The sequence below is a fragment of the Pantoea sp. genome (assembly GCF_028283705.1).
Taxonomy (GTDB): domain Bacteria; phylum Pseudomonadota; class Gammaproteobacteria; order Enterobacterales; family Enterobacteriaceae; genus Pantoea.
Genome location: NZ_JAPWKD010000032.1, coordinates 118,551 through 132,013, shown reverse-complemented (window position 1 = coordinate 132,013; position 13,463 = coordinate 118,551). Strand labels below are relative to the sequence as shown.

Genomic DNA, 13,463 nt, shown 5'->3' with positions numbered 1-13,463 from the left:
TTGCTGGATACGGTAATTCGATTCACTCCTGCGTATCCTGTGAGGTCAGCATGAATTCACTGATGAGACAGCCCGAGGCGTTCAACGCCTTGTCAGCGCATGCCAGTGCCAGTAACCGTGGCGTGCTGGCGGCAGCGGCCACTGGCCTGAGCGACTTCATTACCGGTAAAGGCGGTGATGTGGATCGCATCTTTGGCATCAGCGGCATTGATTCAGAATTGCTCGCCAGCCCAACCCTCAGTCTGGGCCTGGTTAACTATTGCCGCGTGATGGAAGAAGCGGCGCGACATTCTGGTTTTGATAACTTCGGTTTGCACTACGGCAGGCAGTTCAAACCGCAGTCATTAGGCCTGATTGGCTACATCGGCCTATGTTCGCCGACGCTGGAGCAGGCACTGCATAACGTGGTGAATGCTTTTCCGTGGCACCAGCATGACACCCTGACGCGCCTGGTGGACAAAGGCGACTGCTGGCGGCTGGATTATCAGGTACGCCACGGGGCGATTCTGTCACGTCGGCAGGATGCGGAGCTGACGCTCGGCATGTTTCTCAACCTGATCCGTCATGTAGCAGGGAAAAACTGGGCACCACGTGAAGTTCACTTCGAACATCCGCGCCCGGAACAGTGGCATGAGCACTGCAAAGTCTTTGATGCGCCAGTGTGGTTCGAACAACCCTTCAACTCGTTATTGATCCCGAAACGCGATCTGTTACGTACCATGCCAGAGCAGGATCCGATGTTGCTGATGGTGATGCAGGATGCGATCCGCCGCCTCAACAGCAGCGCCAGCCAGCAGAGCGTGGTGGAGCAGGCGCGTTCGCAGGTCAATCTGTCGTTGATTCAGGGCGAGCCGGTGCTGGAGGAAATTGCCGACAAGATGGGGCTGTCGAGCTGGTCGTTACAGCGCCGGTTGCGCGAAGAGGGTATCAGTTTCACCGCGCTGGTGGACAAGGTGCGGTGCGAAATGGCCACCCATTATCTGCAACAGAAACAACTGCCGATTTCCGAAATGGCGCTGTTGCTGGGGTATTCCGAAGTGAGCGCGTTTTCACGCGCATTTCGTCGCTGGTTTGGCATCAGTCCGCGTCAATGGCGGCAAGATGGACTGGTAAATTAACCTGCTGTGGCGCAAAGCCAAACCACGCTGGCTGCCCACGATCGGGTGGCGGTGGTAATCCTTTCGACTGACCAATCAACTGCCAGGCACGCAGACACAGCGGCTCATCGCCCTGGGTCTGGGTGACGGCATAGCGCCCGCTTTTTTCCCACTCCAGCCGTACCAGGCAACGCTGACCAGCATAATGACTGGCATCACGAAAATCATGTACCAGCTTCAGCTGCATTTCATCAGCCCATTTGCAGGATGCACTCGTGGGTGACTTATCCGGCTGGCAGACATTGCTCGCCTCATCCTGTTGTTGTGATGAGGAATTCTGACAGGCGCTAAGCACCACCCCAATGGTTAGCAGGCCCAATAGTCCCGCCATTCTATTAATTAAATTCATTAATATGCCGTTATTAGCCCTAAAGATCTGATTGTGCCCTGCCGACAGTCTACAGACCGACTCTCTGAATGCTATGGCAATCGTCTTACTGTCGGAAAAACCAGAATTTGCCGCCCCGTGCGGTTTTCTCTTCTTTATTCATGGATCTGAAATGCAAAAAAAATATGCCTTCGCGGCACTCTCCTTGTTATCGGCAGCACTGCTGAGTGGTTGTGCCACTGAGTCTTCGCGCGCCATCGAAGCCCCGCAGGTGCGGGCCGCCAGCCAACCGGCGTACCAGGGCGTGCGTAGCCCGATTGCAGTAGGCCAGTTTGATAACCGTTCGTCGTATATGAACGGCATCTTCTCAGATGGCGTGGATCGTCTGGGTAATCAGTCAAAAACTATTTTGATCACCCATTTGCAGCAAACCGGGCGTTTTAACGTGCTGGAACGCAGCAACCTGAAAGAGCTGCAGCAGGAAGCGAACTTTAAGCACAGCCAGCAAAACATTAAAGGGGCCAACTATATCGTCACCGGCGATATCACCGAGTTTGGTCGCAAAGAAGTGGGTGATCAGCAGCTGTGGGGCATTCTGGGCCGCGGTAAAACCCAGGTCGCTTACGCCAAGGTCAACCTCAATGTGGTCGACGTCACCACCTCTGAAGTGGTTTACAGCGCACAGGGTGCGGGCGAATACCAGCTTTCCGCACGTGAAGTGATTGGTTTTGGCGGCACCGCCAGCTACGACTCCACCCTGAACGGCAAAGTAATGGATCTGGCGATCCGCGAAGCAGTCGATCATCTGGTTGACGGCATTACCAGCGGCGCCTGGCGTCCGGCGAAATAAGGATATTCCCAATGAAATTGATCAAACTGAGTGCCGCGCTGATTGCGGCGGGTGTACTGGCAGGCTGTGCACCAAAAGGGCCGGAGCCGATTTATTACTGGGGCGATTACCAGCAGCAGATTTATAGCTACTACCAGAAAGACAAAGATCCGATGCAGCAGATTGATGCGCTGAATCTGGATATCGAAAAAGCCCGTTCGGTGAATAAACCGGTTGCCCCGGGTCTGCATGCGCAGCTGGGCCTGTTGTATGCACAGACTGGCCAGACGGATAAAGCGTTCAGCCAGTTTGCCGCGGAGAAACAGCAATTCCCGGAATCCGCCCCGTATATGGATTTTCTGATGAGTAAGAAAAAAGGAGCAACCCAGTGAACAAACTGATTGCAGGCTTGGCGGTGCTGACCGCGCTGCTGCTGACCGGCTGCGCGCCGCATAAAAAACCTTATGACTACAGCGCGTTTCGTGCCAGCAAACCGGCTTCGATTCTGGTACTGCCGGCGGAAAACAAAGCGCCGGACGTCAATGCCGCGCATAGCTTCACGTCGCTGGTGACGCAGCCCCTGGCGGAAGCGGGTTATTACGTGTTCCCGGTGGCGGTGGTGGAAGAGACGTTCCAGCAGAACGGTCTGACCAATGGTCATGATATTCAGGCGGTAAGTACCCAGCGTCTGCACGATATTTTCCATGCTGACAGCGCACTGTATATTTCGATTACCGATTACGGTACCAGTTATTTAGTGGTGGACAGCAACACGAAGGTATCGGCATCGGCGCGTCTGGTGGATTTGCGTACCGGCAAGGAACTGTGGCAGGGCAGCGCCACTGCTAATGACGGCGAGAATGGTAACAACAATAATGGTGGCATCATCGGCATCCTGGTGTCGGCGGCGGTGAAACAAATCGCCAATAATGTCACCGATAAAGCACATACCATTGCCGGTGTGACCAGCGCACGTTTGCTGGCACAAAACGAAGATGGCGGTCTGCTGGCGGGACCGCGTCGTCCGGTAACGGCAGCGCGTTAAGTGATAGCAAAGGGAGCGGGGTATCCGCTCCCTTCCACACGAAAATCACGTCGCGACGGCGTATTCCCCTGGCAACTCCAGCTTGCTGTAACCCAGCCCGTTCATCTTACGCACCTTGATCTGCACCGGAATGCGTTCCTTCATGGCTTCCACATGGCTGATCACGCCGATGGTTTTGCCACTGGCATTCAGTGCATCCAGCGCGTCGAGCGCGGTATCCAGCGTCTCGGCATCCAGCGTGCCGAAGCCTTCATCAAGGAACAACGATTCAATACGTGTTTTATGGCTGACCAGGTCGGACAAGGCCAGCGCCAGCGCCAGACTCACCAGAAAACTCTCGCCGCCTGACAAGGTACGGGTATCACGGGTGGCATCGGCCTGCCAGGTATCCACCACATCCAGCTCCAGCTCATCGGTGACGCGGCGTTGCAACAGATAACGGCCATGCAGGCGATCGAGCTGACGATTCGCCAGCCACACCAGATGATCGAGCGTCAGGCCCTGAGCGAAACGGCGGAATTTGTCACCTTTGGCTGAGCCAATTAATTCATTGAGCTGGCTCCACTGCTGCAGCTCTGCTTCGTTGTCGCTGATTTGGCTCAACAGGGAATGCTGCTGCTGACGCAAAGCGGTGTCACTTTGCAACTGTTGCTGTACTTCGCCCTGATGGCGGGCATTATCGCGCAGCGCCATGCGCAGGCTTTCCAGCCTTGCATCAATATCCGCCGTCCTGTCATCGCTCAGCTCTGCCGGACGTTGCTGCTGATGTGCGTTCAGCCTCTGCTCCAGCTGCCGGGTCAGGGTGATTTGCTGCTGACGTTGTTGCTCCAGTGCCTGTAAATGCTGACGCAGTTGCAGCGCCTGATGTTCATCGAGTAACGCCTCACGCAGCGCCACCTCGTCGGCGAAATCACTTTTCCGCAATGCGCTGAGGAAGGTACTTTCGGCGTCCTGAACCCGCGCAGCCAGCGTTTGCTGTTGCTGGTCGATTTGCGCCCGTTGCCCATTCAGGCTATGCAGCGTGCTTTGCGCCTGCTGCCATACCTGCAACTGCTGCGCCAGCTCCCGTTCACACTGCTGCATCAATTGCTGCTGTGCCTGGCGCTCGGCCTGCACCTGACGATCGCCAAACAGCTGCTGGCGCTGTTGCTGCTGTTCTGCCCGTTGCTGCTGTAAACCGTTCAGTCCCTGTTGCAGGGTGTCCAGCCGCTGTTGTTCACGCGCATGGTTTTGTTGCCGGTTGTGAAATTCACTGTCTGCTTTGGCTCGCTGTGGTTGCAGGGTAGTGAGTAACCGCTCACTCTCCTGCCATTTTTGCCAGCGTTGCTGCAATGCTTCCAGCCAGCTGGCGCGTGTATCACGTGCGGGCAGGGCGAGTTGATGCGGTGTCAGCTGCTGTTCCAGTTGCTGACTTAATTGCTGCCAGGCCGCGCGTTCAGCTTCGCTGCGCTGGTTGAGATCGTTCAATGTCTGCTGGACGCTGGTAATCTGCTGTTGCGCCAGCTGCTGCTGTTGCAAATGTTCCAGCCATTCCCGTAGCTGGTTTTCCTGCTGATCCTGCTGCTGTTGCCAGCAGGTAACTTTATCTTGCTGCTCCAGCGCAAAGGTGAGCGCCAACTCACCGGTCAGCCGTTGCCAATGCTCAGTCAAGGTGGTGATTTGCTGCCCGATATCCTTGAGTTCCTGCTGCAACGCCTGCTGTTGCAGCAGCGACAGGCGTTGTTGCTCACCTTTAGCGGTGCCGGATTCCTTTAACTGAGTTTCCTGATTTTGCAGGGCGACAAGCCGCTGCTGATTTTCACCGGGTTCCAGCTGCCGATATTCTTCGATAGCCGGATGCTGACAGGAGCCGCACAGCGGGCAGGGTTGGTCCGGCTGTAACCGGGCGCGTTCATCCGCCAGCCGGGCGATGGTGAGTTCCAAATCACAGATTTTCTGCACATCAATTCGCGCTTGATTGATGCGCTTCCACTCCTCGCGCAGCGCCTGTAAAACCTGTTCTTCCGCCTGATATTGCTGGGTTAATGCGTGCAGTTTCTGCTGGCGTTGTTGCTGTTGTGGCTGGAGCGAGCGCCACTGCGCGGCCAGCAAGGTTAGCTGCTGGCGGGATGCACGCTGCGCCTGATGTTGTGTCAGCGCATCACGCACCTGACTGATATCATGTTGTGACTCCAGCTCTGCCACTGGCTGCGCCGCATGCTGGCGAGCAGAGAAGGCTTGCTGTAGCTGGTCGAGCTGCTGTCGCTGCTGCTGATGCTGGTTGCTCAACTGGGCGATGGCCTGCTCGCGCTCATCCAGTCGCGCAATATCGGCTTGCCAGCGCGCCAGATGTTCTCCCCATTCAGCAACGTTGGCTTGTGTGGTGCGCCACTGCTGCTGTTCATCCCAGATCTGTTGTAAGCGTTCACTCTCCTGCTGTTGCTGGCTGAGTGCGGCTCCGCTTTGTTGCAACACTTGCTGCTGCTGGGCTATCTGACGTTGTTGTTCGGTGATCTGCTGTTGCAGGGTGGCGATTTGCTGATCAAGCGGGATGACCTGCTCTGTCAGCAACGTTTCCAGTTGCTGTTGTCCGGCTTGCGCCTGATCTCGTGCCTGCTGTGCCGCCTGATAACGCACTTCACCCTGCTGCTGAGCGTCGAGCGCCTGTTGCTGCTGCTCCAGTAACTGCTGTGATTGCTGCGTCAGTGCCGCCAGTTCCTGGCGTAATTGTTCCCGCTGTTGCAGCTTATCGCGCAGTTTTTCCGCCGGTTCGGCGCGTGCCAGTCGCTGGCGTTCCGGTTCTGCCTGCTGCCACGCACTTTCTGCGGTGTGAAGCCCCTGCTGTGCCTGCTGCTGCTCATTGGTCAGTTGCCGGGCCAGGGTTAACCACTGCTGCTGCTGCTGGGTGGTGATCAGTTGCTGGTTGAGTGTCGCTTCGCTGGTGCTGAGTTGTTCCAGTTGCGAAGTCAGTTCTGTCCGTCGGGCTTCATCCAGCAGCACCATGCCACCGGCACGGGCGCGCAGGGTATCAAGATCGGTACGGGCGGTTTTGTAACGCTCAAAAACCTGCATCGAAACCTGACCGTAAATCTCGGTGCCGGTCAGTTCTTCCAGCAGCTCGGCGCGTTCGCCGGGTTTCGCATTGAGGAAGGCGGCGAACTGTCCCTGCGACAACATCATCGAGCGGGTAAAACGGGCGAAATCGAGGCCAGATAAGGTTTCGATCAGCCTGAGTTTGTCACCCACTTTGTCGGCGACGATTTGGTTGTCAGCGCAGCGTGCCAGTTCAACACGCGGAGCCTGCAATTTGCCATCGGCCTGACCCCGGGCGCGGTTCTGGCTCCAGAAGGCACGCCAGGCTTCACCTTTGATTTCAAACTCTACTTCGGCCAGACATTCGGTGGCATCGCGAGTGATAAGTTCGTTCTGGGTTTGTGACAACACGCCGAGGCGGGGTGTCTGGTGATAAAGTGCCAGACAGATGGCATCGAGCAGGGTGGTTTTACCCGCTCCGGTGGCACCGGTGATGGCGAACAGGCCATTGCTGGCAAAAGGCTCGCGACGAAAATCAATAAACCATTCACCGCGCAGGGCGTTGAGGTTTTTAAAACGCAGCGTCAGGATTTTCATGCAGAAGGGTTCTCCAGCGCGGCAAGGGTGGTGCGAAACAGTTGGGTGAGCCGCGCAGCCTGTTCCGTATCCAGATCTTCTTCCAGCGCCAGACGACGTGCAAATACCTCTTCAACCTGCAATTCGCTCAGGGTTTCATTATCCCGCCGTGCCAGGCTGCGGCTACGTTGCTCACGGCTGCGGCGGACCAGTAGCACTTCCACCGGTAAGCCTTCTGTCAGTTGCTCAATCCGTCGTTGCAGATCGCTGAGATGTTCCTGAGTGGTGATTTCAATGTCCAGCCACACCGGTTGTGATGCATCACTATTTTTAAAGGAGGCCAGCTGCTGTTCAATCTCTGCCAGCGAACCTTTCAGCATTTGCATCGGCTGAAACAGTGGGATGGTCAGCGGTGTCACGGCATCGAGGCCTGTGCTGAAATCAAGCAGGAACACACTTTTATCCCGACCCAGCTCATCAAAACTCAGCGGGATGGGGGAGCCGCTGTAGCGAATTTGGTCGCGGTCGGCAATGCGTTGTGCACGATGGATATGGCCGAGGGCGATGTAATCCGCGGCGGGAAAGGCCTGGGCCGGGAAGGCATCCAGGGTGCCGATATAGATATCGCGTACTGAATCACTTTTGGTCACCCCCACGGTAGTGAGATGGCCGGTGGCGATAATCGGCAGCTGGCCGCCCAACGCCGCGCGCTGTGCCTCAGCGGCGGCAAAGCAGTGCTGATAATGCTGCTCGATGGCTTCCAGCAGCGAAAGCTGTTTTTCCCGTCCGGATTGTCCGGCCTGGCTGCGCAAAATATCGCGTGGACGCAGATAAGGGATGGCGCACAGCACCGCGCCTGGCGAGCCGTCACGCTGTTTCAGCGTCAGTACCTGCTGCTCGCCCTGCGGCGTTGCGCTGGTGATCACCTGGGTATTCAGGCAGGCGAGCAGTTCACGGGATTCATTCAGCGTGGCTACCGAATCATGGTTACCGGCCAGCACAATCAGCTGGCAACCGCTGGCCTGTAAGGCCACCACAAAGCGGTTAAACATTTCACGTGCGTAACTCGGGGGTGAACCGGTATCAAACAGGTCACCGGCGATAATGAGTGCATCCACCTGATGCCGCTCAATTTGCTGGCGCAGCCAGTCGAGAAAGGCTTGATGTTCCGCCGCACGACTTTTGCTGTAAAAGAACTGGCCCAGATGCCAGTCCGCCGTATGAATGATGCGCATGGATGCTCCCTGCCAGATTTCGCGTTGGGCGATTATATACGGATGGGACTGCCACTGACATGCGTATTAGCCGAACAAATGCGCCGGAAAAATCATCAATTCCTCAGAAGTTAACTATTCAGCGCGGAAAAATATCAGAGGTTAAATAAAGGCTCACTGATAACGTAAGGAGATAAATATGTTTCCTGTTAACCGTAGCGAATCTGTAACCTCCACCTCCGCCATGCGTTCAGCACCCGATAGCCATGCTTTAGCTTCTGCGGCTGGGGATAATATTGTCGTGGTGGCGAATTCAGCACAGCGTATGGGGTCTGCGACCTCTCAATACGACACAGAAGCGCCCGTCACGATGGGGCCAGAAGAGTATGAAAAACTGATTTACGGCAGGGCGACGGGAAGAACATCGTCCTTACTGCCTTTTGGGGCCGATGTCGTTCCTGCGGGTGATACTGCTGAGCTTTTCGCAACGTTTATTACTACCAGAGGAAGAACTGTAGACGATGATGCGGTGGTTTATAACCGCGCTCCAGGTTGGGTATTTATCGCCCACCCTCCTGTTGTTGGCCCCTCTCCGACCTATTTAGCCTCGTTGCGGGAAGATTTTTTAGCGATGGTGCTGAACCCCGATTTTAATTATCGCGCTGAAAATTGCCTGCCGAACTACGGGGTAATGACAACAATATCAATTCCCTATGTTGAGGGTGCCGAACCCGGGAATGCTCGCGCGCATTTCTTTTATCTTGATGCCTTCCGACCAAAAGATGTGAGCGCTTTCCTGCGTGATTTTTTCGATGCCATTATTTCCGCCAGCCAGAAAGTCACAACCCATGATGAAGCCATAGCCATAACTACCCTGATGAGTATGAATTATTACTGGGACCAGGCGGACGTCCCACCGGTATTTGCGGGTGATATAACGCAGGATGAGTTTATCAGCATGCGTGATCAGCTGCTGGCAACGGATAAGTTCTCTGCGCTGAAAGCACAGATGGCGGAAAAAGCGAAATCCTGCGAGGAGATGGAACAATTATTGAGCCAGATGGAGTTAAATGACCATCCTGCACCGCAACATTTACCTGACGCCGTACCCAGGTAAAAAACGGACAATAATTTTGAGAATGAGGGATCAATATGTTTGCTATTAATAATATCCCAATACCAGAGGCTAAATTATCACGGGACGATAAAGCCTCTGCGGCACAGGTGGTTGATAATATCAGTAGTATTAGCAATGCAGAAGCAGGGATGCAAACTGGTAGTGACCAGAGTATCAAAGAAGGAGCATCACTTTCCCACATGCTGGAGGACAATGGCATAACGACGGAGCAGTTCAATCAATTTCTCTTTGCGCTCTACGATAAAAGTCGCGAGCATGATATCTGTTCTCATGGCCAGGTGAAAATTCCCGCCGGTAGCGTTTTTATTATTCCTGCTGAACAGGTCCCGTCTACGCGAAAATTAAGCAGCCGGGATTACTTCACCTGTTTAAGGCAACAGCTTAGTTTTTTTTCGGGGATAAATACTTTGCCGTTTGAAAATTCCCCTTTTTCACCAGTGAAGGGAAAAATGATCACGGCAAAATTAGAACTACGAGGAGGAGGACCGGTTATTTTTGAACGTGCGCATATGTTTTATCTCCACGGATTCCGGCCCAGTGATGTGAGAAAGTTTATGGCAACCTTCTTTCAGGTGATTCTCGCCGCTTACAACAAAGGAAATGTGGTTGAAAAAGCCACCACGTCGGCGTCCTTTGCTGGTATGAATGATGCCTGGGCGCTGTCGGAAAACGCGCCGGAATTTGCCAACAATATGAAGCTACGGGCTTTCCTGAATCTGCGGGATGATTTGCTGAAAGGAGAGGAGTTTGCTGAAATGAAGGCGCAGATGAAGGAAATAAGCAGCTAAACCGCCGCCGATACGCTACGCTGTCTGCCGGGTCGGGAAGGTTAGCTTCCCGGCCCGGGAAAAATCATTTTTTCTTAATAGTTACCTGAGAAGCATATTCGTATGCTACCCGCCAAAAATCCTGTTTCTGCTGTCACATTTCTGTTTTTATACTCCAGACCACCCGTTGGTTTTTTCATAAAAGTGTCATAAAACTGACGCATAATGACGCCGCAAATCTCAGTGACAGCCGTCATATCAGCAGGAGTAATAATGGCTAAGCGCATTTTGGTTGTGGAAGACGAAGCTCCCATCCGTGAAATGTTATGTTTCGTGCTGGAACAGAACGATTACCAGCCGATTGAGGCGGAAGATTATGACAGCGCAGTAGGGAAGCTGATTGAACCCTGGCCAGATTTGATTTTGCTGGACTGGATGTTACCCGGTGGTAGCGGTATCCAGTTTATCAAACACCTGAAGCGTGAAGCCATGACGCGGGATATCCCGGTGATGATGCTGACAGCGCGTGGTGAAGAGGAAGATCGCGTACGTGGTCTGGAAGTGGGCGCGGATGATTACATCACCAAACCTTTCTCCCCCAAAGAACTGATGGCCCGTATCAAAGCGGTGATGCGCCGTATTTCACCGATGGCAGTGGAAGAAGTGATTGAGATGCAGGGGCTGAGCCTCGACCCATCATCGCATCGTGTGATGTCAGAGACCACGCCGCTGGAGATGGGGCCGACCGAGTATAAACTGCTGCACTTCTTTATGACGCACCCGGAACGCGTTTACAGCCGCGAACAGCTGCTGAACCATGTCTGGGGCACCAATGTGTATGTCGAAGATCGTACTGTCGATGTACATATCCGTCGTTTACGTAAAGCGCTGGAGGTCTCCGGCCACGACCGCATGGTACAAACCGTACGCGGAACAGGGTATCGTTTCTCTGCCCGCTACTAAACGGAGTTTATACCGTGCTGGAACGACTCTCCTGGAAGAGATTATTAACCGAGCTGGTGCTGGTTTGTCTGCCGGCGCTGATTCTCGGTTTGCTGTTTGGTTATCTTCCCTGGCTGCTGCTGGCTTCGGTACTGGGTGTGCTGTTATGGCATTTCTGGAACCTGATGCGGCTGTCGCACTGGCTGTGGGTTGATCGATCCATGACGCCACCCGGCGGGCGTGCCAGCTGGGAACCGTTGTTTTACGGCCTGTATCAAATGCAGTTGCGTAACCGCCGCCGCCGCCGCGAGTTAGGCAATCTGATCAAGCGTTTTCGCAGTGGTGCAGAATCGCTGCCGGATGCGGTGGTGCTGACCACGGAAGAGGGGGCTATTTTCTGGTGTAATGGTCTGGCACAGCAGCATCTCGGTCTCCGCTGGCCGGAAGATAACGGCCAGAACATCCTCAACCTGCTGCGTTATCCTGAGTTCTCCCGCTATATTCGCCAGCGTGATTTCAACAAGCCCCTGACACTGGTGCTGAATAATCAGCATCATATGGAGTTTCGCGTGATGCCTTACAGCGAAGGACAGTGGCTGATGGTGGCGCGCGATGTCACGCAAATGCACCAGCTGGAAGGCGCACGACGTAGCTTCTTTGCCAACGTTAGCCATGAACTGCGCACGCCGCTCACTGTGTTGCAGGGCTACCTTGAAATGATGAACGATTCGGTAATGAACGAACGTTCGCGCAATAAAGCGTTGCAAACCATGCAGGAGCAAACCCGGCGTATGGATAGCCTGGTGAAACAACTGCTGACGCTTTCGCGCATTGAGGCCGCTCCCGCCATTGATCTGAAAGAGACCGTTGATGTGCCAACCATGCTGCTGCTGTTGCAGCGTGAGGCGGAAACCCTCAGCCAGGGACGACACGAGATTCACTTCCACACTGACCCGCACCTCAAAGTGCTCGGCAATGATGAGCAACTACGTAGCGCAATCTCCAATCTGGTGTACAACGCGGTGAACCATACGCCGGAAGGTACGCGGATTGATATCAGCTGGCTGCGGAGTAAGCAGGGCGCGGAGTTTAAGGTGTGCGATAACGGGCCGGGTATCAGTGCTGAACATCTGCCCCGTCTCACCGAACGTTTTTATCGGGTGGATAAAGCACGTTCACGCGCCACCGGGGGAAGCGGACTGGGACTGGCGATCGTGAAACATGCTCTCGGCCACCACAATACGCGGCTTGAGATCAGCAGTGTGCCGCATCAGGAGACGAGCTTCAGCTTTATCCTGCCGCCAAGGTTGATTGTCGCCAGTGGGATACGGGAGAATGTGGCGCAATAACTGTCACGGAAATCCCGCATGAAATCGTTGCTGCTGTTCATTTTGCTGTCGTTCTCTGTCCTGGCACAGGGGCAACAAACCATGCTGGCTGGCAATCTGAGTAGTGTGGGTTCCGATACCCTCGGTTATCTGATGACGCTGTGGGGTGAGGATTTCAGCCGCCAGTCGCCTGGTGTGAATGTGCAGGTACAGGCGGCGGGCTCATCAACCGCTCCCACGGCGCTGGCTGCCGGAGCGGCGCAACTCGGTCCGATGAGCCGGCCAATGCAGGCAGACGAGCGCCAGCTGTTTACTACCCGCTACGGCTACCCGCCGCTGGCAGTGCCGGTGGCGATGGATGCGCTGGTGGTGGTGGTGAATCAGGACAACCCGCTGACGCGCATCGAACCGCAGCAACTTGATGCGCTGTTTTCGGTGACGCGTTTATGCGGTGCACCCCACGCCGTACAGCGCTGGGGCGATGTGGGGCTGACCCTTCCCGGCTGGGAAACGCGCAGCATCGAGCGTTATGGGCGCAACTCAGCTTCCGGCACCTGGGGTTTCTTCAAGCAGCAGGTGCTGTGCAAAGGTGATTTCCGTGCCGATGTATCCGAATTTCCCGGTTCCGCAGCTGTGGTGCAGGCCGTGGCGGCGACGCCCAACAGTATCGGCTATGCCAGCTTTGGTTTTCATCTGAGTGGGGTAAAAACCTTACCGGTGGTGACCGCCAGTGGCGACAGCGTGATGCCTGATGCAGAGTCTATCCGCAGCGGTCGCTATCCGTGGTCACGTCCTCTTTATATCTACGTCAACAAAGCGCCCGGTAAACCTTTGGCACCGCTGGTATCTGCATTTCTGCACCAGGTATTGTCGCCACAGGGGCAGCGCCGCGTCAGTGAGGCAGGCTACCTGCCGCTGTCAGATAGCCAGATGGCGCTGGCGCGGGCAGCCATTGAGGGGAATTGAAGAACGAGCATCCCAACATGAATTTTCTTCATGTCACCTGAATTTTCTTCGTTTGCCCAATTTCCCTTAGCATGTCACTCTCTTTAGCCATATAGCCATCCAGATGGCTAAAAATAACCAGACGAAATTATTACCTGACGCAACCATGCGTTTACGGCTTT

Annotated in this window: 12 protein-coding genes; 9 read left to right on the top strand and 3 right to left on the bottom strand. The window is 55.0% G+C overall.

The window, feature by feature from the left end:
• The first annotated feature begins 50 nt into the window (after positions 1-50).
• Entirely contained in the window at positions 51-1,118 is a 1,068-nt protein-coding gene (locus PW844_RS23600; protein ID WP_139810896.1) for an AraC family transcriptional regulator, read from the top strand.
• On the opposite strand, the gene PW844_RS23595 is transcribed toward PW844_RS23600, so the two are convergent.
• On the bottom strand, positions 1,078-1,506 hold the full coding sequence (locus PW844_RS23595) for a cell envelope integrity TolA C-terminal domain-containing protein (protein ID WP_299457076.1): 429 nt from the start codon (positions 1,504-1,506) through the stop codon (positions 1,078-1,080). The two genes, PW844_RS23600 and PW844_RS23595, sit on opposite strands and share 41 nt — an antisense overlap.
• Positions 1,507-1,657: 151 nt before the next feature.
• On the opposite strand from PW844_RS23595, the gene PW844_RS23590 reads away from it, so the two are divergent.
• Genes PW844_RS23590 through PW844_RS23580 form a run of 3 tightly spaced genes read left to right on the top strand, consistent with a single transcriptional unit; the run spans position 1,658 to position 3,359 of the window.
• Positions 1,658-2,335 (top strand): CsgG/HfaB family protein, encoded by a 678-nt coding sequence (locus PW844_RS23590; protein ID WP_208714159.1) that lies wholly within the window; start codon positions 1,658-1,660, stop codon positions 2,333-2,335.
• Positions 2,336-2,346: 11 nt separating this feature from the next.
• Positions 2,347-2,706, top strand: a complete 360-nt coding sequence (locus PW844_RS23585; protein ID WP_084873065.1) for a DUF4810 domain-containing protein — start codon at positions 2,347-2,349, stop codon at positions 2,704-2,706.
• Positions 2,703-3,359 (top strand): DUF799 domain-containing protein, encoded by a 657-nt coding sequence (locus tag PW844_RS23580; protein WP_299457070.1) that lies wholly within the window; start codon positions 2,703-2,705, stop codon positions 3,357-3,359. Before PW844_RS23585 ends, PW844_RS23580 begins: the two co-directional genes overlap by 4 nt.
• Before the next feature lie 45 nt (positions 3,360-3,404).
• On the opposite strand, the gene PW844_RS23575 is transcribed toward PW844_RS23580, so the two are convergent.
• Together PW844_RS23575 and sbcD are read right to left on the bottom strand one after the other, a co-directional pair.
• On the bottom strand, positions 3,405-6,968 hold the full coding sequence (locus PW844_RS23575) for an AAA family ATPase (RefSeq protein WP_299457069.1): 3,564 nt from the start codon (positions 6,966-6,968) through the stop codon (positions 3,405-3,407).
• Positions 6,965-8,182 (bottom strand): exonuclease subunit SbcD, encoded by a 1,218-nt coding sequence (gene sbcD, locus PW844_RS23570; protein ID WP_299457068.1) that lies wholly within the window; start codon positions 8,180-8,182, stop codon positions 6,965-6,967. Before sbcD ends, PW844_RS23575 begins: the two co-directional genes overlap by 4 nt.
• A 178-nt stretch (positions 8,183-8,360) precedes the next feature.
• Between sbcD and PW844_RS23565 the strand changes: the two genes are divergently transcribed.
• From PW844_RS23565 to PW844_RS23545, 5 genes are all read left to right on the top strand, one after another.
• Positions 8,361-9,278: a hypothetical protein gene (locus PW844_RS23565; protein WP_299457066.1), complete on the top strand. Its 918-nt coding sequence runs from the start codon at positions 8,361-8,363 to the stop codon at positions 9,276-9,278.
• 35 nt (positions 9,279-9,313) lie between these two features.
• Complete coding sequence (locus PW844_RS23560) at positions 9,314-10,087, top strand: hypothetical protein (protein ID WP_299457063.1); 774 nt, start codon at positions 9,314-9,316, stop codon at positions 10,085-10,087.
• 252 nt (positions 10,088-10,339) lie between these two features.
• Positions 10,340-11,029, top strand: coding sequence for a phosphate response regulator transcription factor PhoB (gene phoB / locus PW844_RS23555; protein ID WP_003852491.1), 690 nt, complete (start codon positions 10,340-10,342; stop codon positions 11,027-11,029).
• Between the two features lie 14 nt (positions 11,030-11,043).
• Positions 11,044-12,357, top strand: coding sequence for a phosphate regulon sensor histidine kinase PhoR (phoR, locus tag PW844_RS23550; RefSeq protein WP_299457034.1), 1,314 nt, complete (start codon positions 11,044-11,046; stop codon positions 12,355-12,357).
• Between the two features lie 18 nt (positions 12,358-12,375).
• Positions 12,376-13,302, top strand: coding sequence for a phosphate ABC transporter substrate-binding protein PstS family protein (locus PW844_RS23545; RefSeq protein WP_299457032.1), 927 nt, complete (start codon positions 12,376-12,378; stop codon positions 13,300-13,302).
• Positions 13,303-13,463 lie beyond the last annotated feature (161 nt).